General features: G+C 47.8%; 19 protein-coding genes. 6 read left to right on the forward strand and 13 right to left on the reverse strand.

Going from position 1 to position 22,956, the window contains the following annotated elements; translation table 11 throughout:
• Window positions 1–44 precede the first annotated feature (44 nt).
• Window positions 45–2,462 carry a CHASE2 domain-containing protein gene (locus ON05_RS03300; RefSeq protein ID WP_010470691.1) on the forward strand — a complete coding sequence of 806 codons (2,418 nt, stop codon included), beginning with the start codon at window positions 45–47 and terminating at the stop codon, window positions 2,460–2,462.
• An 11-nt stretch (window positions 2,463–2,473) separates the two neighbouring features.
• Window positions 2,474–3,751 (forward strand): response regulator, encoded by a 1,278-nt coding sequence (locus ON05_RS03305; RefSeq protein ID WP_010470689.1) that lies wholly within the window; start codon window positions 2,474–2,476, stop codon window positions 3,749–3,751.
• Window positions 3,752–3,766: 15 nt separating this feature from the next.
• Here the strand turns inward: ON05_RS03305 and ON05_RS03310 are convergent, their stop codons facing one another.
• From ON05_RS03310 to ON05_RS03335, 6 genes are all read right to left on the reverse strand, one after another.
• Entirely contained in the window at window positions 3,767–4,222 is a 456-nt protein-coding gene (locus tag ON05_RS03310; RefSeq protein ID WP_010470688.1) for a pentapeptide repeat-containing protein, read from the reverse strand.
• A 113-nt stretch (window positions 4,223–4,335) separates the two neighbouring features.
• Window positions 4,336–4,989, reverse strand: a complete 654-nt coding sequence (gene folE, locus ON05_RS03315; protein WP_010470686.1) for a GTP cyclohydrolase I FolE — start codon at window positions 4,987–4,989, stop codon at window positions 4,336–4,338.
• Between the two features lie 106 nt (window positions 4,990–5,095).
• On the reverse strand, window positions 5,096–5,821 hold the full coding sequence (locus ON05_RS03320) for an SDR family oxidoreductase (protein WP_010470684.1): 726 nt from the start codon (window positions 5,819–5,821) through the stop codon (window positions 5,096–5,098).
• Between the two features lie 218 nt (window positions 5,822–6,039).
• Window positions 6,040–7,017: an acetyl-CoA carboxylase carboxyltransferase subunit alpha gene (locus ON05_RS03325; protein ID WP_010470682.1), complete on the reverse strand. Its 978-nt coding sequence runs from the start codon at window positions 7,015–7,017 to the stop codon at window positions 6,040–6,042.
• 214 nt (window positions 7,018–7,231) lie between these two features.
• Complete coding sequence (gene fabG, locus ON05_RS03330) at window positions 7,232–7,975, reverse strand: 3-oxoacyl-[acyl-carrier-protein] reductase (RefSeq protein ID WP_010470680.1); 744 nt, start codon at window positions 7,973–7,975, stop codon at window positions 7,232–7,234.
• Window positions 7,976–8,048: 73 nt separating this feature from the next.
• Complete coding sequence (locus ON05_RS03335) at window positions 8,049–9,233, reverse strand: TRC40/GET3/ArsA family transport-energizing ATPase (protein WP_010470678.1); 1,185 nt, start codon at window positions 9,231–9,233, stop codon at window positions 8,049–8,051.
• Window positions 9,234–9,528: 295 nt separating this feature from the next.
• Between ON05_RS03335 and ON05_RS03340 the strand changes: the two genes are divergently transcribed.
• Together ON05_RS03340 and ON05_RS03345 are read left to right on the forward strand one after the other, a co-directional pair.
• Window positions 9,529–10,305 carry an MBL fold metallo-hydrolase gene (locus tag ON05_RS03340; protein ID WP_010470676.1) on the forward strand — a complete coding sequence of 259 codons (777 nt, stop codon included), beginning with the start codon at window positions 9,529–9,531 and terminating at the stop codon, window positions 10,303–10,305.
• 111 nt (window positions 10,306–10,416) lie between these two features.
• Window positions 10,417–11,574, forward strand: a complete 1,158-nt coding sequence (locus ON05_RS03345; RefSeq protein WP_010470675.1) for an AI-2E family transporter — start codon at window positions 10,417–10,419, stop codon at window positions 11,572–11,574.
• 38 nt (window positions 11,575–11,612) lie between these two features.
• Here the strand turns inward: ON05_RS03345 and ON05_RS03350 are convergent, their stop codons facing one another.
• Window positions 11,613–13,535, reverse strand: coding sequence for a SpoIID/LytB domain-containing protein (locus ON05_RS03350; protein WP_236618872.1), 1,923 nt, complete (start codon window positions 13,533–13,535; stop codon window positions 11,613–11,615).
• Window positions 13,536–13,887: 352 nt separating this feature from the next.
• Here ON05_RS03350 and ON05_RS03355 point away from each other — a divergent pair, with 352 nt between their 5' ends.
• Together ON05_RS03355 and ON05_RS03360 are read left to right on the forward strand one after the other, a co-directional pair.
• On the forward strand, window positions 13,888–14,361 hold the full coding sequence (locus tag ON05_RS03355) for a type II secretion system protein (protein WP_010470670.1): 474 nt from the start codon (window positions 13,888–13,890) through the stop codon (window positions 14,359–14,361).
• Window positions 14,358–14,936: a type II secretion system protein J gene (locus ON05_RS03360; protein ID WP_010470668.1), complete on the forward strand. Its 579-nt coding sequence runs from the start codon at window positions 14,358–14,360 to the stop codon at window positions 14,934–14,936. The genes ON05_RS03355 and ON05_RS03360 overlap by 4 nt, the downstream gene beginning before the upstream one ends.
• Window positions 14,937–15,091: 155 nt before the next feature.
• Here the strand turns inward: ON05_RS03360 and ON05_RS03365 are convergent, their stop codons facing one another.
• The 6 genes from ON05_RS03365 to ON05_RS03390 all read right to left on the reverse strand — a co-directional run bounded on the left by ON05_RS03365 (window position 15,092) and on the right by ON05_RS03390 (window position 22,956).
• The gene (locus tag ON05_RS03365; protein WP_010470666.1) at window positions 15,092–15,412 is read right to left on the reverse strand and encodes a hypothetical protein; all 321 of its coding nucleotides are present in this window, start codon (window positions 15,410–15,412) and stop codon (window positions 15,092–15,094) included.
• A 49-nt stretch (window positions 15,413–15,461) separates the two neighbouring features.
• A complete protein-coding gene (locus ON05_RS03370; protein ID WP_010470664.1) occupies window positions 15,462–16,493 on the reverse strand; it encodes an amino acid ABC transporter substrate-binding protein in 1,032 nt (343 codons plus the stop codon).
• Window positions 16,494–16,659: 166 nt separating this feature from the next.
• Window positions 16,660–18,444, reverse strand: coding sequence for an EAL domain-containing protein (locus ON05_RS03375; RefSeq protein WP_010470662.1), 1,785 nt, complete (start codon window positions 18,442–18,444; stop codon window positions 16,660–16,662).
• Between the two features lie 389 nt (window positions 18,445–18,833).
• Window positions 18,834–20,180: a TIGR03279 family radical SAM protein gene (locus tag ON05_RS03380; RefSeq protein WP_010470660.1), complete on the reverse strand. Its 1,347-nt coding sequence runs from the start codon at window positions 20,178–20,180 to the stop codon at window positions 18,834–18,836.
• Window positions 20,181–20,212: 32 nt separating this feature from the next.
• Entirely contained in the window at window positions 20,213–21,151 is a 939-nt protein-coding gene (gene argF / locus ON05_RS03385; RefSeq protein ID WP_010470658.1) for an ornithine carbamoyltransferase, read from the reverse strand.
• A 5-nt stretch (window positions 21,152–21,156) separates the two neighbouring features.
• Complete coding sequence (locus tag ON05_RS03390) at window positions 21,157–22,956, reverse strand: hypothetical protein (RefSeq protein ID WP_262561133.1); 1,800 nt, start codon at window positions 22,954–22,956, stop codon at window positions 21,157–21,159.

A 22,956-nucleotide genomic window follows, 5' to 3' on the forward strand; every position in this document is an offset into this window, starting at 1 on the left:
GCAAGGGTTCACATCAAATGATTCACGGGTTAAAGGGATAGGGATTGAAATCTGAGATTTGGCATAAACTCCGCCAGCAACTAACCCCACTGAAACTTGTGGCGCTCCCCAGCTTACTAATACTGGGCCTAATCCTCGGTGGACGATGGGCAGGAGCCTTCCAATCCTGGGAACTGCAAGTTTTAGATTTCTTTCTGAAATATCAACCAACAGAACCCCAAGACAAGCGCATTCTACTGGTCACGATTGATGAGGACAGCATTCGCTCGATTGGCCGCTATCCCATTCCCGATCAGTATCTCGCCCAATCCCTCAACATTCTTCAAGAGCATGAACCTAGAGCAATTGGTCTGGATTTATTCCGAGATATCCCCGTAGATCCGGGTTCAGCAGACTTGGCCACCGCCTTTCAGGAGATGGAAAATCTATTTGGTATCGATAAGATCCTGGATGAGAATAAAAAAGAACTGGATGAGAACCAATCGGAACGAGTGAATCCTCCCCCCGGCTTACCCCTAGACCGAGTTGGATTTGCTGATGCCCCTGTCGATCTGGACGGTAGCCAACGTCGGGTCATGCTGGGAACTCAAACGAAAAAACAAGTCTTCCGATACTCCCTAGCATTACTCCTAGCCGAGAAATTTCTAATTGCCCAAAATATCCATCTAGATAATGGCATCAATGATCCCGTAGCCATGAGATTTAAGTCTGCGGAGATTCCTCGAATTCGACCTAATTTTGGGGGCTATATTCGCACCAATACTGGGAATGCAGATGTCCAAATGCTGCTCAATTTTCGCAACCATCCCAAAGCATTTGAGACTGTCTCATTTCATAAATTACTATCAGGCAATGTTTCACCGGATTCAGTCAGAAATCGTATCGTCCTGATTGGCATCACCACCCCTAGCTTCCAGGACTATTCTCCCGCTGCCATTCCCTCCATCATCTCTCCGAAAGCAAACTGGGTCTATGGCATTGAGATACATGCTCATGCCATTAGTCAAATTCTGAGTGCAACTTTAGATCAACGACCGCTGATCAGTACTTGGCCAGATTGGATAGAGTACCTCTGTATTTTGGGCGGCGGTCTAGTTGGCATCATTGTTGCCGCCTATATTCACTCACCTCGGTATACGATACTTGCGATCGCACTCTCCGCATTACTGGTATCCGGCATCAGCTATCTAGCACTACTTTGGGGATGGTGGCTCCCCGTAGTCCCAACCCTAGCCAGCTTTCTGCTAATCAGCCTCAGTCTAGATGCCTTCTATCAGTACGATCGCTTCATCCAAACCAAGGTCAAAGCCCAACAACAGACCCTTCGTATCCTGGAACAGGCCAAAACCGATCTGGAAATTCAGGTAGCCCAACGAACCTCCGAACTTCAACAATCAAATCTAGAGCTCAGCCAAGCCAAAGAAGCGGCCGAAATGGCCAGTCGGGCCAAGGGAAAATTCCTCGCAAAAATGAGCCACGAATTACGCACGCCCCTCAATGCCATTCTGGGGTTTAGCCAAATGATGGCCCAAGACACCACTCTCTCTGAAGCCAATCACAAACGCAATCGCTTAATTAACCAAAGTGGCGAGCACCTATTAGGACTGATCAACGACATTTTATCCCTAGCCAAACTAGAGTCAGGCAAACAAGAACTACGGGAAAGCCCCTTCAAACTCAGTACCTTACTGGAGACCGTAGAAGGCATCTTTCGACTTCGAATCGAACAAAAAGGATTAGTCTTTCGGGTTGAGTCTGCCCCCGAATTACCTCCTTCTCTCATCGGGGATGCCCAGAAACTCCGACAAGTCCTCATCAACTTGTTGAGCAATGCTCTTAAATTCACCCCGACCGGACACATCTCTCTCCGCATAGGGAGCATACCCACACCAGCAGGTTTGACATTACGGTTTGAAATTGAAGACACAGGCGAAGGGATTGCCGCTTCTGAACTGCATAAATTGTTTGTTCCTTTTGAACAAACTGAAAGTGGAGAGAAATCGAAAGCTGGCACAGGGCTTGGTTTACCCATTAGTCAACAATTCGCTCAGTTAATGGGTGGGGATATCAAGGTATCCAGCCAAGTCGGGCAAGGGACAACCTTCACCTTTACGGCCCAAGTCACCATCGCAGAGTCCGACAGTGACGCCAGTTTACAAAATATTGCAGACGAACTAACTCCCCCCAAACGACCGAATGATAGGGTTGAATCAGAAGCACTCCCCTCCGCAATCATTAGCCCCGAGATGATTGCTCAAGCCTTAGGCTCCATGTCTGCCAACTGGTTAGATGAGCTCCACCATGCCACCCTCCGACTCAAAGGCAAACAAGTGATCCAGCTTTTATCCGAAATGCCAGCGGAGTACGAATCAGTCTCCCACTATTTAATTGAGCTGGCAGAGAACTACGAATATGCTCACATTACCGAAGTTACGACCAAATTAACGCAAGACAAACCTTAAGGTCCGTTTCTATGAGCGACATCAATCATTCCAGTGAACCCATCCTAGAATTTGCAGAAAACTTAATCCTGCAAAAAACGGACACCTACTGCAGTGAACTTCAACGGCGTATCCTCAGTACGGCCTTGCAAGGAGAACGCAAAACCTACGATCAGCTCGCAGATGAATGTGGCTATTCCCCTAAATATGTCAAACAGGATGTTGCTCCTAAACTCTGGCATTTGCTGTCCCAAGCCCTAGATAAAAAAGTTTCAAAATCTAATGTGCGAATCATCCTCACTCAGGAGATGCGCAACACGACTCAAACCAGCAGTGCGCATAATCCATCCTCTAACGCCTCTATCGAGGCACCTCCACCCCCTGAACCCACTGTCCCCACTGGAAAAGTCAAAATCTTACTGGTGGATGACCAACCCCAAAATCTACGGTTGCTCACAGACGTATTAGAAGAACAGGGCTATGAAGTTCTCCAAGCTCTCAACGGCAATGTTGCTCTCCAGGCCGTGTCTCTCGATCGACCTCAGTTGATTCTCTTAGATATTCAAATGCCAGAAATGGATGGTTACACTGTTTGTCAAAAGCTTAAAGCTGATCCATCCACCCAAGACATTCCCGTAGTCTTCGTTAGCGCTCTGGATGAATCTTGGGACAAGGTCAAAGCCTTTTCTGTGGGAGGAGTAGATTACATCACCAAACCCTTCAAGGTCGTAGAGGTCTTAGCCCGAGTACAAAATCAACTAAAAATTCAACAACTCCAGCAAACGCTTAAGACTCAAAACGCACAACTCCACCAAGCAAATTTAGAACTGCAGCGTCTAGCTGCCCTGGATGATGTCACCCAGGTCGCCAACCGCCGCCGCTTTGACGCCTACCTTTTAACATCCTGGCAAGAAGCCATTCAAGACCAACACTCTTTGACGTTAATGCTCTGCCAACTGGATCATTTCAATTTCTATGGTTCAGGTGGAAATTCCCAAAAAGGAGACCAATATTTGTATCGCATTGCTCAAACTATCAAGCAAACTGTACATGGTCCGAATGATCTAGTGTGTCGATATGGCACCTTCACCTTTGCCATCGTTTTACCCCAACAGACTTCTGCCCAAGCTGAGGCAATTGCTCAAGAGTTAACCAAGCAAGTCAAGGAAGGAGAGGAGACCTTTTCTTTAAGTATCGGCCTCGCCTCCATCCAGCCCACATCAGATATAGGCATTGAGGCATTCATAGAAGCGGGTGATCGCAACCTACAGCAAGCAAGGAACAATGGCGGCAGTTGCGTATTCGCTTAAGTCTTGCTTGCAATATCAACGGCGCTGCAGTTTTAAGACATCTATAATTAATTCTTGGGCACGAATCTTAGAATTTGAATTGGATTTTCTCCGATATCTAGGGGGTAAGGTGGCCCCTTTTAGATCTGCATCATCCAAATTAACATCATGCAAAATTGCCCCAGTGAAATCGGCATTTTTAAGATTAGCTTTTTTGAAGTTCACCTTTCTCAGAACAGCAAACCGCAAATCAGCTCCTTCAAGATTAGCCTCTTGCAGATTGGTCTCTCTCAGAAAAGCGCCCTTTAAAGAGATGTTAGCTAAGTCTGCCTTCTTGAGATCACAGTTAAAGCAGGTTCGAGTTTGTTTAATCCTTTGCAAATGTTCAGGTTTCTCAGCTCTGACTGATGGTGCTAGGAATGTAGCAAGACTCCCCATCAAGAAAGAAATCGCAACTTTGCGACCTATTTTTTTGAGCCGACGGTTGCCCATGTTCTATAACTCCAACAGATGTAACAGCGGAGGAATCCCCCCTCAACAAAAGCGTATCAACCCTGAGTATGCCCCGAAGAGAGAACAGATTTGCATTTTCCTACCAGCCCAACTTAGAAATTATGAGGATGTCGAATCAGATTTAAGAACTCTTCTCGGGTTTTATGATCGTCCTGAAAGACCCCGACCATGGAGCTCGTTACCGTCCAGGAGCCCGGCTTTTGTACACCCCGCATCACCATACACATATGGCTAGCTTCCATAACTACCGCCACACCCTTGGGTTCTAAAGCCGTTTGTACCGCTTCTGCGATTTGGCGAGTCAATCTTTCTTGCACCTGCAGACGGCGAGAATACATTTCGACGATACGGGCCAGCTTACTCAGACCAATCACCTTCTGATTCGGGATATATGCCACGTGAGCCTTGCCGATAAAGGGCAACATATGATGCTCACACAAGCTAAAGGCATCAATATCTCGAACGAGGACCATTTCATCATGGCCTTCATCAAAAATGGCATTGTTCACCAAATCTTCTAAAGACTGCTGATAGCCACTCGTGAGAAACCGCATGGCTTCAGCCACCCGCTTCGGGGTTTTCAGTAAACCTTCCCGCTCTGGGTCTTCACCAACCCCTAGCAGCATCGTTTCTACGGCTCCCATCATCTCTTCTTTGCTAGCTTGACGATGGGTCTCTTTCTCCTTGGTCCGTTGAGATAAGCTGCGATCGGGGCGAAGCTGAGCGTTATTAGAAGTTGAGTTCATAGAAGAATTAGCTTGATCAGAAGGTTTAGGAGAAAAAGTAGTCATTGTTTCAGTTAATTGTAGGAAATTTGACAGAAGAGTTGGGGGTTGATAACGAAAAGGAGATTTAGAATGTCCCCGCGTTCGGCATCAAGACAAGCTCCTCAATCACCGCATTTTGAGGCATCTGGACAATATGTAAAATCGACTGAGCCACATTCTCAGGTTTGAGCATAGCGCTACGGTCAAAATCGGCATCTACGGTGTCTGTGTCCCACAAAGGCGTATTCACAGCCCCTGGGCAAACGGCTGTCACCCGAATCCCGTGGGGACGCTCTTCCTGGGCGAGGGACTTGGTCAACCCCATTAAGGCAAACTTACTGGCACAATAGGCCCCCCACTGGGGAAACGCCTGTTGCCCTGCAATGGAAACGATATTAATGATGGTGCCTTGCTGTTGCGATCGCATCCCAGGCAACACCGCTTGCACACATTCAAATACACTGGTCACGTTCAGACCCAGCACCCTTTGCCAATCAGCCAAAGGCATATCAATCAGCTCACCGGTATACCCCATCCCAGCATTATTAATCAAAATATCAATGGAGCCGACCTGATCTAAAAGTTGACTGATCTGAGACTTTACCTGGCCAACTTCAGACAAGTTAATCGCAACCCCACGGACTTCGACCCCTTGTTCTTGAAGAGTCTGCGCTAATTCATCCAGCTGAGCTTGAGAGCGGCTGACTAAAACCAAATCAATATTGGACGCAGCAAATGCTTCGGCCGTGGCCCGACCAATACCCCTGCTCGCTCCTGTAATCAGAGCTCGCAGTTTCCGTTGAGCAGTCATGCAAAATTCCTAAAATCAATACTCGGTAAAAACTTGCCCAACAACAAACGCTTCTGCGAGATGAACGAGCAAATCATTGAGGGACTTAAAAGACGGGTGTAGACTCCTTGAAGCTATCAGCGCAGATGAGAGGCAGTCAAAGCGCGTGAGCTTACGCTAATTGTAAACAAATGTTGCGCCCCTGTAATCATACCACTGGTTCAAGATGGAGCGCATACTCAAGGAAGCTGGGAAAAAATCCCCATATTCCGAAACTTATGATAGCGCTGTTGGCGACGCTCTTGGGGGCTAAGACGCCATAATTCTTCTAAATTACTTAAAATCGCAGTTTTAATAATATTTGCAGCCTTAATAGGATTAACATGCGCTCCTCCAGGGGGCTCAGGCAAAATTTGGTCGATTATCCCCAGTTCTTGCAAATCCGTCGCCGTAATTTTGAGGGCTTCCGCAGCTTGAGGGCCTTCTTGGGCATCCCGCCAAAGGATCGCCGCACAGGCCTCCGGTGGCGCAACGCTATAGATCGAATGTTCAAACATCAATAGCCGATCACCGACACCGATTCCCAAGGCCCCCCCAGATCCCCCTTCTCCAATCACAGTACAGATAATAGGTACATCGAGTCGGAACATTTCTCGGAGGTTGAGGGCAATCGCTTCGCCTTGGCCAAACTGTTCAGCTTCTAACCCGGCCCAAGCCGCAGGAGTATCAATAAAAGAGATAATCGGTAAGCCAAACCGATCCGCATGATCCATTAATCGCATGGCTTTCCGATACCCACTCGGAAAAGGCATACCAAAGTTGCGGGCTACATTATCCTTCGTGTCGCGCCCTTTTTGATGGCCCAACATCAACACAGGCTGGCCACCAATCCGACCCACACCGCCGACAATAGCTGGATCATCATGGCCCCGTCGATCGCCATGCAATTCCATCCATTCATCACTAATGGCATGGATATAGTCCAAGGTGCTGGGTCGCCGAGGGTGTCTGGCCAGTTGCAGCTCTTGCATTGGGGTTAAGCTGCTAAAAATCTCTTGCCGAAGCTGATCGGCTCGATCTTCGAGCTGAGTAATTTGATCGGTCACATCCACACCATTCTGCTCCGAAAGGTTGCGGATCTGCTCAATTCGATCCTCTAATTCAGCTAAGGGTTTTTCAAAATCAAGCAGTTGGAGTTTGCGATCGGAAACAGCCATTCGCAGATACCTAGTCAGAAGATAAACAATTCAGCCTTGTTGTCCTGATTAATAGTGCCAAAGACAATTAATCGATCCTATCAAGGGTGCCCTGGGCAACAAATACCCTCAAGCTGGCTTGATAACAAACTCAACTTCATTAAGAACACTTTAAAATACTACACAATAAAGGGGGACGCCACAGCGATCCTATCTCTAGAAATAGGGAAATCGCCTAAGCCATCACCATGCCACCATCCACATTAAAGACCTGGCCCGTAATATAGGCACTGGCAGGGTCAGCCGCTAAAAACCGAATCATACCGGCCACTTCCTCAGGTTGGCCATATCGACCCAGGGGGATAAATTTGATAATCTCTTCGGACCCTAACCCCTCCGTCATATCCGTGGCGATAAATCCAGGGGCCACTGCATTCACCGTCACTCCCCGAGACGCCATCTCCTTGGCCACCGTCTTGGTAAAACCAATGACCCCTGCCTTAGCAGCACTGTAGTTGGCCTGTCCTGGGTTCCCCATTTGTCCTGCGACCGAAGCAATATTGATAATTCGACCGGAGCGCTGTTTGAGCATCACCTTACTAACAGCCCGAGTACAGAGATAGACTCCAGTGAGATTGAGATTAATCACGGCTTGCCAATCTTCCGGCTTCATCCGTAACAACAAAGTATCTCGGGTAATGCCTGCATTATTAACCAATACATCGGCCCGCCCCCATTTATCGAGCACGGTCTTAAATAGGGTATCCACCTGATCAGCTTCTGCCACATTGGCCTGAAAGGCTAATACTTCTCCTCCTTGACCCGTAATTTCGGCGACGACAGCATCCGCTGCACCGCTAGAGTTGGCATAGTTAATGACGACTTTGGCCCCTTCACCTGCTAGGGCCAAAGCGGTAGCCCGTCCAATCCCTCGAGAGGCACCCGTAACGATTGCGACCTTATCTTGCAATGAATTCATGAACGGTTCTGAGCCAAAAAATCTGCTCAACTATCTTATGACATTGCGGGGGCGGAATCGATGTATCAGTGGGCTATGCCGCAGCCCCACTAAACTTAATTTTGAGGTAATCTTCTTCCATCTTGGCCCCGGCAGGCTGCATTGCAGCAAGAGCTTGGGGCAGAACCAAATTACGGCGGTGATTACCAATTCTGATATTCAGCTCATCGGCTGTTTTACTCAACTCCACTTGGCTTTTGGGGATTCCGGGGAGATACACTTCTAAGCTGTACTGTCCCTGCTCCTGAATCACTCTTAAAGTGGTCTCCTTGTGATAGACCTGAGTCGGATCTTCTTGGTCATATAAGGTCTCTTTCAAGCGCTCCAGTGCTTCTAACCCACACATCTCTTCTTGAAAGAGGGGCACTTCTTTGACGGGCAAGGGCTGGAAGTTATCGTGAATTTCCTGGCGATATTGGTTCTGGTTCTGTTTCCAATGCATAAAGAACGGATCAGAGACATGGTCAGGAATAATTCGGTTGGCCACCACCATATCCGTGGAGACGTTATACAGGCTCAAATAGGCATGGGCTCTCAAAGATTCCTTGATCACCATTTTTTCTGGATTGGTGACTAGGCGAACGGAGGTTTGGGTATTGTCTGTCAGTACTTTCTCTAGGGCTTCAATCTGCTCATAGAACTCATAGGGGGCATCCATCACTTCTTCGTCAGGCAGTGAGAATCCGACAATAGGCTTAAAGAAGGGCTCTACCAGAGGCCTGAGGGTCACAGACATGCGCTGGAAGGGCTTATAAAACCGACGCATATACCAGCCGCCCACTTCCGGCAAGCTTAGGAGACGAAGGGCCGTCCCGGTCGGTGCTGAGTCAATCACGAGGACATCATAGGTGCCCTCATCGTAGTGACGCTTCATCCGCACCAAGCTGAATATCTCATCCATACCGGGGAGAATGGCCAGCTCTTCCGCCTGTACCCCTTCAAGTCCTCTGGCCTGCAGCACCTGGGTAATGTAGCGTTTAACCGCACCCCAATTTCCTTCTAATTCGAGCAGGGCATCTAACTCAGCCCCCCACAAATTAGGTTTAACCTCCAGGGCTTCATGGCCCAGCTCCATATCAAAGCTATCGGCTAAAGAATGGGCTGGATCAGTACTGAGAACAAGGGTCTTGTAACCCAGCTCGGCACAGCGGAGTCCAGTAGCAGCAGCAACGGAGGTCTTACCAACCCCACCTTTGCCAGTCATTAAGATTACGCGCATGGGTTACTTACAATCGCCTTGGGCATTAACACACTAAGTTGGGCTAAATAGCTTAACCTCTCTTTACATTACTCTAATCTATTTAACTCAATAGGTGGGGCCAACTGAGGAGAATAGGAAACATCTTGCTGATGGAGTCAGGAATGTTTAAACTTAGCGACCGTCTTAGGCTAGTTTGTCTTGCCTGCTGGAAAAAAGAACGTCTTCTATCCTTCACAGCCGATTCAAAGCTAGAGGTGAAGAGATAGCTGGAATTTCGTAACATAGAAGATGTACTAAGTTCCCTAAAGTAACAATGTTTTTAACCTGGATGGATTCGAACAGTTGGCTTATCGAAATGGCCGGACAACGAATCCTTTTAGATCCTTGGTTGGTTGGGCCGTTGGTGTTTGGGAATCAGCCTTGGTTCTTTAAGGGTGAGCGGGCCAAAACAATTGATATTCCTGAATCGATTGATCTAATTCTGCTCTCCCAGGGGCTTCCCGACCACGCTCATGTCCCCACGTTGAAGCAGTTGGACCGATCAATCCCGGTCGTGGCCTCCGAGAATGCCACTAAGGTCGTGGAAGAATTGGGCTATACCGATGTCACTCCCCTGGCCCATGGCGAAACCTTTGCTTGGGCAGACCGACTCCAAGTCCAGGCATTGCCCGGTTCACCGATTGGACCATTCCTAGTCGAGAATGCCTTAGTGCTCACGGACCAAGCCTCCCAAAGTCGTATCTACTATGAACCCCATGGTTTTCATTCTGCAGCCATTGACCAGCTGGAAGCGGTAGATGTAATTATTGCTCCCATCCAGGACTTAGTACTACCCCTCTTGGGCCCCTTTATTCAGGGAGGAGACTTTGCCCTAGAGGTGGTGAAAAAGCTCCAGCCTCAATTTATTCTGCCCACTGCCTCTGGAGGCGAAGTTGAATATAGCGGCATGTTAGATAAATTGTTGAGTATGGAAGGAACCATTGATGGATTTCGTCAACGCCTGCAAGAGAACGGCTGTGATACCCAAGTTCTGAATCCTTCTCCTGGCGACCGAATCGAAGTCCCTCTTTCTTCTTCAGTGCTGAGCTAAACATGCTAAAACAGCTTGACGACAGAGACCTCGTGGTTGACAATCACCTGGAAGGTTGGCTTAGATTATTCTTCCCTCGCTGTAAGTGTTCCTCTGAGCAGGAGAGTAGGCATGGATAAACCCAATTACTTTCATTGGTGGCAGAAGTTATCTGTTCCCTCTCGCCTACTGATGATCGGCTTAGCCGCACCTATTGTAGCCCTCAATTTTTGGACCTTAGCTTCTATCTCCAATTACTTTGGGGTGTTGATCGGGATTATTGTGGTGGCGTCACTGCTAGCATTTCTCCTTAACTACCCAGTGAGTTGGTGCGTTCAGCGGGGACTACGGCGAGAACCGGCATCGATTATCGTGGCGTTATTAGCCATTTCCATCCTATTTGGTATTGGCATTGTCCTGATTCCGATCGCATTTAATCAGGCCCAACAATTGGCTAATCGCTTACCTGATTGGCTAGAATCAGGCCGGCAGCAGCTAATCCTACTCAGTCAGCAGGTAGAGGAACGAGGGGTCTCCCTCAATCTGGATGTCTTGGCGGTTCAAGCCTTTGATCGACTCCAGGGTCAACTCCAAGCTCTAACCAAAAGTCTGCTCAATATCGCGTTAGGAACGGTCAGCAGTGTTTTAGATATTCTGATCGATGTCCTTGTAACGGTAATTCTGACCTTTTATCTCCTCCAACATGGTGATGAACTCTGGGACAGTTTGATTGATTGGCTACCGGAAGAAAGTCAACAGCCTGTGTCCGAAACCCTTCGCTCTAGCTTTCAGAATTACTTTATTGGTCAGCTGCTGTTTGGTATCTGCATGACTTCGGTTCTCGTGCCCACTTTTTTAATCCTGAAAGTACCTTTTGGCCTACTGTTCGGCCTCACTATTGGTACGATGGCGCTTATCCCGTTTGGCGGGACTGTCGGTATTATTCTGGTAACGTGCTTGGTCACCCTGCAAAATATTTGGCTGGGCCTCAAGCTCTTAGCTGCAGCAGTAGTGGTTCAGCAGATTTTAGACAACTTAGTTGCCCCCAGAATTCTAGGCACCATGACGGGGCTCAATCCGGCTTGGGTGTTTATTTCAATTCTAATCGGGGCTAAGGCGGGTGGATTGATTGGGGTTGTGATTGCCGTGCCCACGGCTGTGGTGATTAAAACAGCATTGATCAGTTTGCGATCGCGGATGGTATCACCCGATTCAGCAGCCACTCCAGATATTCCTGTGGTCTCTGTAGAATCAGAAACCAAAGCCCAGCCAGTATCCCGTATCTCTTAAACCTCAGATCTTTTTTTTCGAACCGTTCTGACCTCTCTCTACAAAAACGGTATCCAGTCCCATACCCATTGGAAAGATTTCAGGAACGGCATCTTATGGCTAATCAACCAGTTACTTTGATTGCTCTGGGGCTTGAGTTCATTGGGAACTGATTGGCTGGGAACCACAGGAATAGAAGGCTGCTGCCAAAATACAATGCTTTTATTCAAGGGTTGAACTGTTGTCCCAGGATAATAAAAATTGAGGATTTTAGTCGCCGACCAGCCTAAATTACTGAGGTGATACGATCCCGTCTGACTTAGACCAACACCATGGCCAAAGCCTCCACCAATAAAGGCATATCCTTTAAGAATTTTCTGAGGTTTAGCAACCGACGTTGCGCTAGTCAACTGCACCGATGCCGTTGATTCCGGGTTGGATTGAGTCGTGTTTGCTGGTTTAGGTTTTACGGTTTGATACCTAGGCTCAACGTAAAAGAGCAAGCTATTGGGAGCTTCAAATCCCCGTAGAATATCATCCTTGGCTAAGGCCAAAGTGCCTATATCCGTGGTGACCTGCAATTTCTGGACTCTGCCACCGTGGGACCTCTCCACCACTTCCAGCTTTTGAATAGTTTTGAAATTAGCCAAGGGATGCTTAGTCTGACGCAGAAATTTCCGCAAAAACCCATTTAGTTCAGCAATAGGGGTTTCTGTCTGCCAACGAAAAGTCTTCCAAGACGCTTCATTAAACCCTTGTTTCAGGTTAATAAAGGCTTTCAAATTCGACTCTTCAGCTAAGCTGCGGGTGGTCAAATCCCACGTGCCCCTGGGTAGGGCATCAATTTTTGCCGTTAGATAAGGGCGAGGGGTTCCTTCCCAAACCTCCTGAAAAGCAGCCGTCACTCCACCCGTGGTGGAAGAATAAAGGGCATCCACTAGCTCATCGTTATGGGTTAGCACCTGTCCCGTTGTCGCTTTAATGGCGCGATCCACAATGGGATCGGTTTTAGCAATTCCCTTATAAACTTGGCATTGGGTATCTGCACATAGCTCATAACCATCTATCTGAAAACGTCTCAGGTTACGCAAAGCATAGGTGCGGGCAATAATAGTTTGCGCCTCAATGGCTGTCGTAGGCGCATTAAAGCCAATTTCATAGGGAACAACCCCTCGAAGATAGGTTTCCGTTGGCACCCTATTTACCAAGGTATAAGTCCCATAGGTATTGGGCTGAAATCTTAAACTGCCATAATGCAGCTCGTCGCCCACCTGAAACTGCTGTTTCTTACTGGTGATACTGACAATACTGCGTTTGAATTGATTACCATTGGTGACAAAACTGAGCTGCGGCTTGTCACGCAGCCGTCGCCGATGGAGGAACACATTGTCATAGCCTTGTTGCTTCAGGGTATCGATTAAGAGAATCCGATCGGCTGCAGTGGGATATTGATCGCGCTTTGCCCACACCTGCCACTGTTTGGGCTGGGCAATTTCCACCGGAATCCCCAAGGCCTTCAATTCATTGGCTTTTGTTTCGGCTGTTTCAAAACTCCGATGAACACTCAAAACCACCCGTTCTTCCCATCTAGGCTGCTCTAAGGGAATGGGCGTAATCGCAAACTCAACTTTATTTGTAGTTAGGGTCTGTAGCCGTTTACCCGTCGTAAATTGAAGGGTCAGTTGGTCCCCTGGAAGCGCTTCAACCATCAGTTTATCCGTAGTTTTGCGACCAAAACGCTGCTTAATACTGACTTTGATGCGAGGATTAAGGGGTTGTGTATTAACGGCTTGAGCCCATACCTGACCCGAGCTATTCCAATCAGTAGAGGTCGCAAATGGCTCTAACACGGCTCCATCGAAAACCAAACACACACTGGCACTTGCCAATATGGGCACCCACCAACGACGTCTAAAGCTTCCGAGTAGAGAGGGGAACGGCTGAGCCAAATTTCCAGTCATATTTACGATAGTTCGCGCCATAGAGTTCACAAGGGATTTGCCAGCAGGTCGGTCCAGTCAGTCCTGAATTCTGAGTTTGACCTCACTAACGCTTAACAACATTCATTTCAATATCGATTGAGCCTACGCCACACCTTTAGTAGTCCATAAAAACTTTTGTTTTTTGCGTTAAATTATTAAGTCAGATAAAGTTTTTTGTAGTTCAGACAAGATAAAAGACAAAGTATAATTCTAGAGAACCATCTCTCTAGATATAGTTTTTTAGTTCCAAAAATGAGTGCAGGATTCTGAATTCATCTAAAATTTCCACTCAATATCACTGAAATTGAAACACCACGATTATCCTTTCACTCCAAGACGCAAACTGACCTCAGTGGGTTTCACACTAACTGAAACGATTGTCCTAGTCGTCATTATTGGTATCTTCGCGACCCTATCTACTCCCAGCTTTTTGGGTTGGCTCAATCAGAAAAAAGTGGATGATGCCCTCGCCAAAATAGAGGGGGCCATTAAAGAAACCCAAAGGGAAGCTATCAAACGAAGCCAGGATTGTACGATAAATATTCCTAAGGGGATTAATCAGACGATTACTGGAAGTTGCCTTTCGACCGGTAATCGAGAAATAGACGAAGTGACCATTGATCATTCTGCCAGTGCTGACCCTTGGACCATCTCTTTTGACTTTAAGGGCAGAAACCGAACGCCAAGTACAGATCCAGGTACGTTATGGCTAACTATCCCTAATAGTTCAGTGCAGCCTAAATGTATGACGATTTCAGTAGGTATCGGTTTAATGAGAGCAGGTGACTATAACGACACAACTTCCCCTAAATGCCAAGCACCATGATACCTTCAGTTATCTCCTCCAAACAGTTCTCACGTCAATTCAAACGTCACCAATTAGCAGGGTTTACCCTTCCAGAGTTATTGGTCGCGTCCCTGATTACCAGCTTAGTGCTGACTGCAGCAGGGTTTGGTCTAGTTCGCATTCTCCAAGCCAGTCAAAAATCAACCGCAGAACAGGAACGGCAATCAGAGCTGAACCGAGCCCTCAATTTTATGGCGGATGACATCAAGGAAGCGACATCTGTTGAAGTTGCTTCAGATCCGTCCTACCTCTTAAAACTTATTAAAGCGGATAGTTCTGAAATCGTTTACTATACCGGCACTAGCTCCAGTTGGCGTGGTCGGGTGGTGTATCGCAAGGAAATTGCACCAACTACGATGAAAGCTTATGCATTGGTTGATGCGATCGCAAATGTAAATCCGACCTGCACAGGCAATGGGGGAGACACTGACGGGAATCAAGGACTCAAAGTTTTTGTCCAAGATAATGCCTACGTCAAACTCTGCTTAGTTGGCGAACTCAGCGATTCCAGAACCTTACTCCTTGAAACGCAGGCTTTCACCAGAGGTTCTTAGGTATACCAACAGGTAATTCTTGCCCTCTTTTGATGATGAAAGTCATACCTTGGATGAAAGAGGGTATCAAGGAAGTCTAGCGGTAAAAAAAATTTTACCTATCACTGTAGTGATAGCTTAAAGTCCAAGCTCGTGTTTCCGGCTTGGTGTCTTTGTCATAACCCAAATTCTTCAGTCGGCTCTGTAAACAGCTCAAACTCATCAACTAAACCAATACCATTACCACCCGTTAAATATCGGACACCAATAAATACACCACTGTCAGTCTGTTCAATTTGAATAGCTATACAAGGCGTTCTTTCACCTGTTTTTAGATCTTTATATATCGCACATAAAGGCAGTTCAACATCGTAGGCTTCACTGCCAGAGGGTATAAAAAATACAGCTTTGCCATTTTCAACATCGTCTTCAGTTGCGACTTTACCTGAAAGGCATGGTACATCCTTCCAATCTTTTATATCTATTGCTTCCCACATAAACTCTCTACAGTGGCCCTCAACAGAGAGATTTGCTTAAGTTCTCCAACTAACGAAATGGGGGAGAATACATCAATCCACCATTACTCCACAGTTGGTTTTGGCCCCTGGGTAAATTCAGTTTAGTGTTTGGCCCCAAATTGCGATCGTAAATTTCGCCATAGTTGCCCACATGCTTGACGATTCTGGCAGCGAAGTCTGGGCTGAGGCCTAAGCTTTTCCCCAATTCTTCTTCCGTGCCCAAGAAGCGCTTGACGACGGGATCCTCACTTTTAGCAAAAGACGCTAAATTATCTTGTTGAATTCCCAGCTCTTCCGCTTCAACCGTGGCATTGACCACCCAACGGACGACATCGGCCCATTCCACATCCCCATCTGCAACCGCAGGGGCTAGGGGTTCTTTGGATAGAACCTCATCCAGAATGGTATGACTTTCAGGCTTGGGCAGAGCCGTTCGACGGGAGATCAGTTGAGATCGATCAGAGGTCACCCCATCACAGCGGCCTTCTGCATAGGCAGCATAGGCAGAGTTAATATCTTCGTATACAACAAGCTTATAGTCCACCTTACGCTTGCGCATTTGATCCTTTAAATTCTTCTCGTTGGTGGTACCAGTCTGAGTACAAACCGTCCGATTTTTGAAATCCTTGAGGGTCTTGATACCGCTATCTGCTTTGACCATTACCCCCTGACCGTCATAAAACACCACAGGTGCAAACGCCATCCGCACCGAACTGTCTCGATCAAGAGTCCAAGTTGTATTCCGGCTGAGAACATCCACCTCCCCAGTCTGAACCGCAGCAAATCGCTCTTTGGCATTTAAGGGGCGATACTCCACCGCATCAGGATCATCAAATAACGCAGCTGCAATCGCACGACAAATATCCACATCTAAGCCCGAATAGTTGCCTTTTTCATCCACAAAGCTAAAGCCCGGCAACTCGCCGCTGATACCACAGCGCACCTTCTTCTGAGCTAGCACCTGCTGCAACCGGCCTCCAGCAGATTCAGAACTACTACAGCTCCCCAGGGCCAATGCGACCAGAAGAGCTGCACAGAGAGAAGAAAATTTTCTGATCATAAATTGATGTCGTTCGTACGTTCGATAGACTTTCCGTTCAGGACAACCATCCCTATAGGTCCCCCCTTAGCCTACAACCTTAAATCCCAGAAAATCTTAGAAATCGGGTTCGAGACTCAAGAGCTAAAGGGAAGCTATCGAACAAGTCTGAACAATACGCTCGGCTTTAGCGAGATCGGCGAGTCGCTGACACTACGTCGAGTAAAGGCTTGGCGCGATCATAGTAATGCCCTTGAGCATAATCAATACCCACATTTGCGATCGCATCTAGAACAACATCCGACTCCACATGCTCAGCAATCGTCTGCATACCCATCACCTTGGCCACATTATGAATCGACTCCACAATGCCCCGAGAAATTTGATCTTGGGCAATATCCCGGACCAACAACCCATCGATTTTCACAAAATCAACGGGCAGATGTTTCAAATTCATAAAGGCAGACATATCACTACCAAAATTATCTAGCGCGATCTGGCATCCCATGGATTTGAGAAAACGGCTCAATTCCACTGTAGACGTCAAATGACTCAGAGCCACATTTTCAGTCACCTCAAAGCAGAATCGCTGCACATGACGATTGGAATGAGAAAATTGTTTATCCAAAAACTCAAACAGTTCTCCATTGCGGCAGGTCGCGCTAGACAAGTGAATAAAGAACCGGGCATCCAGTTCATCCAAAGCAGGCATAGTTTCCAAATTAGCCAGCAAGTTATTAATCACCCACCGATCAATTCGAGTCATAAAGTCATACTGTTCCACCATGGGTAAAAACAAACTGGGGGAACAAACAATACCAGGCTGATCCTGTAACCGCAATAGAATCTCATAACTGCAGGACTTTTGCCCCCGGCTTAAGGGATAAATGGGCTGAGCATAAAGCTTAAATTGGTCCTTATCTAAAGCCTTTAATAGTCGACTTACCCAATGCAGGGTCTGGTTTGAGTGGAGGTCTGGGTCTGCACACCCCGTATGATGGATCTGGACTCGATCTTTCCCTTGTTCTCGCGCGAAATGGAGGGCTTGATGCACCGCTTCAATCAGCAAAGACGGTGCAACTTTTGCCCGAGGAATTTGACAAGCCACCCCTAAACTCAGGGTGATCGGGGAATTCGTTACCCCTAAACTTTCAGGGGGGAACGGCACCGACCTGACCCCCGTGCGAATCGCTTCTGCAAGATAAGTGGCACCGGCCAAATCGGTATTGGGCAACAGAATCATAAAGGTTCGCCCACTATAACGAGCCACGCAATCAGCAGGGCGTCTGGCAACTTTTACGATCTCTTCAGCAACCCGCTGCAAACAGTAATCGCAGACTTCAGCCCCATATTTCTCTTGATAGGCTGGTAGATTATCAATTTCACACAAGACTAAAGATAAATGGGAGCCTTCTCGCGTCAAGCGATTCCATTCCGACAGGTACACTTCATCAAACCGACAGCGGTTAAAGACGCGGGTAACCTTGTCCACCTCCGCTAATCGTTCTAGCTCCTGTTGAGCAATTTTAAGTTGCCGGGTGAGGGCATCAAGGGTGAGATCTCGATATCCAATTTCAACCGATTGATGCTGCTGTTTCAGGGCATATTGAATCGAACGGCAAAGGGAAGTGCTATCAAACTGCCCTTTCACTAGAAAATCCAATGCTCCTTTTTGGAGAGCCTCTTCCACCAAAGATTGATCAGTATTGCCGCTTAAAATAATTAATGGCTTGGCAGGAAAAGCTTGGTGGACTTGATAAAACGTCTCTAATCCTTGAGCATCTGATAAACATAGATCCAACAGGATTAAGTCAATTCCCTCTCTGTGATTGAGAAGATTAATGCCATCAGACAAGGTTTTGCTATGCTCAATTTGAATCGGGAAAGCCTGCTTGACTGCCAAGTATCTGCGTACAAGCTCCGCATCTTGATCGTCATCCTCTATCATCAAGATTTGCGCACTAGCCTGCATACCAACCCCCCCGATGTTGCCATCACATTTCACAACTGAATATCAATCGACAAGCCAATCCAAACAAGATAACCCTGTGGTCGATCTAAAAATTTCAAATAAACCTTAGCTAAAATTTTGTCTTTTTGCCTCTGTACCTCTAGATTTTTCCCAATAACCAGCTCATACTCTAGTTTATTAAGAAATTGTTACGCTTAATAGTAAATTGTGAGGCCGGATTTTGAAGAGAATTTAGCGTTATACCTCCTTGATTAGGTGGAATCCTAACTCAACCAAATTTCTCTTCAAAAGGGCTACATCCAAGGTCCGTTTGAATCCACCCAATCATATTGCCCCTTTTGCGACCCTAAACTAAAACTCCCAAATTTATTCATGATAAAAAGGGAATTTTATGGGACTACACAGTCCTGTAGGCAAGCTCGGATAACATCTTCAGCCCCCCCTTGAATAAGGTCGATCGGAACATTCAATTCATCAGATAGCTCCGCGACAGTCATATCATCCAGGAATTGAGTGGTTCCATACTTCAGCATTAAGGTCGGCAAGAGTAAACCATCCCCTAAAGGTTGATGGCGTAAACCCGATAAAATATCTTGTCCGGTTAGAAGTCCCGTCACGGTCATCGTTTGCCCCCAATAATCACTTCGAAGTGGGGCCAGAGTGATCGTCAGGCCTTTGACTTGATTTAAACGCTGCACAATGGGCTGAAAAGCGTTTTCCACCGTATTTCCCACCACCCAAGTCAAGCGCTTCGCAACAGGAATATGGGAGGGCAAAGCGTTAGCCGCTCGATCAAACTGCGACAGAAATTGCCGAATTGACCCCACGCCATTATCAATTTGCGGATAGTCTTCGTAGTGGCTCTCAGGCGGCAGATCTTGTCCAGCAATTAAAAACCACTCGTCTGCTAACCAAGCAAAGGTTGTCCCAAACTGATTTTGAAACTGGGTCTGAAGCTGCTGGACTCGCTGAATCACGGCGATGGCATCAGTCGGCTCGACTGGATTCAGTTCATCCTCGGGCGGGCGAAATCGGGTTAATCCAACGGGGACAACCGCAACAGACGCCACTGCAGGCACCTCAGACTGATGAAATTGAGCCAGATCCAGAATGGTTTGTTGCAAAATCTCACCATCATTGATGCCAGGGCAAACCACAACCTGAGCATGAATCTGGAGTCGTCGCTGCTGAAACCACTGTAATTGGTCCAGAATTTGGCCAGCTCGAAGATTTTTCAGCAGCCGTATGCGCACGTCTGGATGGGTCGCATGGACAGACACATAGAGGGGAGATAAGCGCATTGCCTCAATACGGTCCCATTCATGGGGGGGGATATTGGTTAGGGTTAAATAACTGCCATACAAAAAGCTGAGGCGATAATCGTCGTCTTTGAGATAAAGGCTGGATCGCAGCCCTGGCGGCTTTTGATCGATAAAACAAAAGGGACAGTGATTATTACACTGAATCAATCCATCAAACAGGGCCGTCTCAAACTCCAGTCCCAGTTCAGAATCAAAATCTTTTTCGATTTCCACCTGATGGGGTCGGCCTGCCGCATCCAAAACCTCAAGGGTCAGAACCTCATCTGCACAGAGAAACCGATAATCAATCAGATCTCGGGGCACTTCGCCATTGATCGATACCAAGCGATCGCCCGGTTCAAATCCGACTTCTGCTGCGATCGAATCGGGGACCACTCCTGAAATCAAAGCTGGCTGAATCGAAGACTTACTCATTCACGAATTGATAGGGCTTAATCGCCGAACGCTCAGTCGATCTTAGCGCCTAACACGCTAGCTAACAGGGCCTGCTGGGTGTGTAAGCGATTCTCGGCCTGATCCCACACGCGGGACTGTGCCCCTTCCATCACGTCTGCTGTAATTTCTTCTCCGCGATGGGCAGGCAAGCAATGGAGGACAATGGCATTAGGATCCGCTTTCGTCAAAAGAGATTCGTTCACTTGATAGGGCTGAAAGATAGGAATCCGATTGCTGGCCAACTCTTCTTGGCCCATACTGGCCCAGACATCGGTATAGAGGGCATGAGCCCCATCGACGGCTTCTTGAGGGTCGGTGGTGATCAGTACGGAACTGCGATCGCCCGCCAGTATCTTCGCTTTCTCAACAAAATCAGGAAGAGGCTGATAGTCCGGGGGAGTCGCGACTCGGATATTTACCCCGACTAGGGCACATCCCAACAGCAGGGAGTGGGCGACATTGTTGCCATCCCCTAAATAGCTGAGAGTCAAGCCTTCTAGCTGTCCAAACGCTTCTCGTAGGGTCAACAAATCCGCAAAGATCTGACAGGGATGTTCTAAATCTGTCAGGGCATTAATCACAGGAATTGAAGCATAGTTCGCAAAGATGTTTAAATCCTGCTGTTCATAGGTGCGAATGGCCAAAACATCCAAGTAGCGATCTAAGACCCTAGCCGTATCCTCTAATGGCTCTCCTCGACCCACTTGGGTGGCATCCGGTCTCAAATCAATCACCTGTCCCCCTAAACGGTACATGCCCACAGAGAAACTAACCCTTGTGCGGGTAGAAGCCTTGGTAAATAGCAACCCCAGGACCTTGGGACAATGGGGTTTGACCTGTCCCGCCTTGATTTGAGCCGCCAGTTCCAACAAACCATCAATTTCTGGGCTTGTTAAGTCTGCTAAACCTAGCAGATCTCTTCCTTTAAGACTTGCAGTATCGGTAGACATAGACTCTAGATCAGGCTTGGGGAACTACAACAGCTAAGGCACCAAAATAGTGGAAAGATCCAGAATACCTTATTCAAGCCAGCCCTGTCTTTCCAGTTATTCCCTTGGCGTCTCTTCGACCGGAACAGAAGTAACCTCTGGTGGGAATGAAGGTTCAGGCTGCGCAGTCTGCTCGGGGACGGGGGCAGGTTTAGGGGGCGCTGGCGAAGACCCCGGCGAAGAAAGTTGAGCCCCTGATGGCTGGGGAGGCGGAGCTTTGGGGGAGGGCTGGACTTTTGGAGAAGACTGGGCAGAGGGCTTTTCCTGGGAAACGGGGGGCTTGGGCTTAGTGGGGGTTTCTTTCGGGTATAGCGCGGCTGATCTAGACGTTTCACCAGTGTCTTGATGGTCTCAAGTGAAGCCTTATTTTTTCCCGTCTGCTGCTGAGCCCAAACCAGGGCTGTCTTCGGATCATCCTGTACATGGCGGATAAGAGTCCCCCATGTGATCGCATCTTGATTCTTGGGATTGACCTTTAATGAAGCTTCTATTCGTGCAAATAAGCGCCCTGGATCGGTAGCCAGCATGGCCCTCACTTCTACTGGATCCGTTTGGGGGGCTTGAAAGAGCTTCAGGGCCGCACTCCATTCTCCATTCACCAGCCGAGCCACAATCGTTTGCACTCGACTCGCCGAAATTTGCTGGGCTTGAGACTGGGCGACAGCCGCATGGAGATTGATATAGTCCAATTGGGCTTGAGCCTTAGGCGACCAGCGACGCGACTGCCTTTTTTTGACTGCCAACAACAGCTTTTGAGCTGGAGACCATAAACCACTTCGAGCCAGCAACAAACTTTGGGTATAGCCTGAATCAACGAAGGCGGGCTTGGCTAGGGAAATATGTTCTACCTGCAAATCCCCTGTTGGCGCAGGGTGCAGCCAATAGACTGCATATTGTGGTTCTAGACCCACCGTTTGTTTGACGACCAACTCTGGCTGCTGATCTCCCGTTACTTGACGCCATTGAGGATATTCCCCCGAGGGGCTAGCCCAATTCAACATCAAGACCAGCCGAGCTTCATCAGGATGGAAATACAACACTTGGCCATAGGTAGCCGTTGCACTCCCTTCCGTTCTCAGCCCCGTCAATCGTAACCAAGTCCCTGGCTTAGGAGCAGGATTATAAACCTCGACCCGAGATAAATTGAGAGGCCGGGTGGATCCTGTCACCAAACGTGGGTTACGAGCTAAGCTCACTAGCTGTTCTTCTGTAGGGCCACGTACTGGCATCCGATCCAGCAAACGGTAATAGCGTTTGCCCTGGAACAGTCTCAGGAGAGAGGGCAGTTTTAATGAACGGTACACCTGCAAAGATTGGATGTTCTGGCAAGGAGGCTGAGAACAGTTCTTGCCATAGATAGGGATCAAAATATCTTTAGTGACGGGTCGGGAAAGGTTGGTATTGCCATTAGCCGCTAACACAATTGGCTTTCCTGGCGACTGTTTCTGATCCTGGAGACGCTTTAAAATTTGCTGCAAGGTACGGGGTTGATGGGCAGCGGTTTGTTTCCCTTTTGTGGTTGGCAAATACTGATTCAACCAAAACGCCACATCTGGATCCGTAATGACTTGGTAGCTTAACCAAGCCAAGCCCACGACCGTGGTAGCGATACCCGCCAATAGCAGCAAATTCAGACTAGACCGGAGTTTATGTAACGGTCGAGAGGTCTGAGAACGAGCAGATGGTGTAGGAGTACGCGGAGTTGCAGGTACGTAAACGATTTTGCCGTTTCGCACCTGGCGAGAAAATTTTTGATTAGTGCTCAC

Source organism: Acaryochloris sp. CCMEE 5410, assembly GCF_000238775.2.
In the GTDB taxonomy this organism is placed as follows: domain Bacteria; phylum Cyanobacteriota; class Cyanobacteriia; order Thermosynechococcales; family Thermosynechococcaceae; genus Acaryochloris.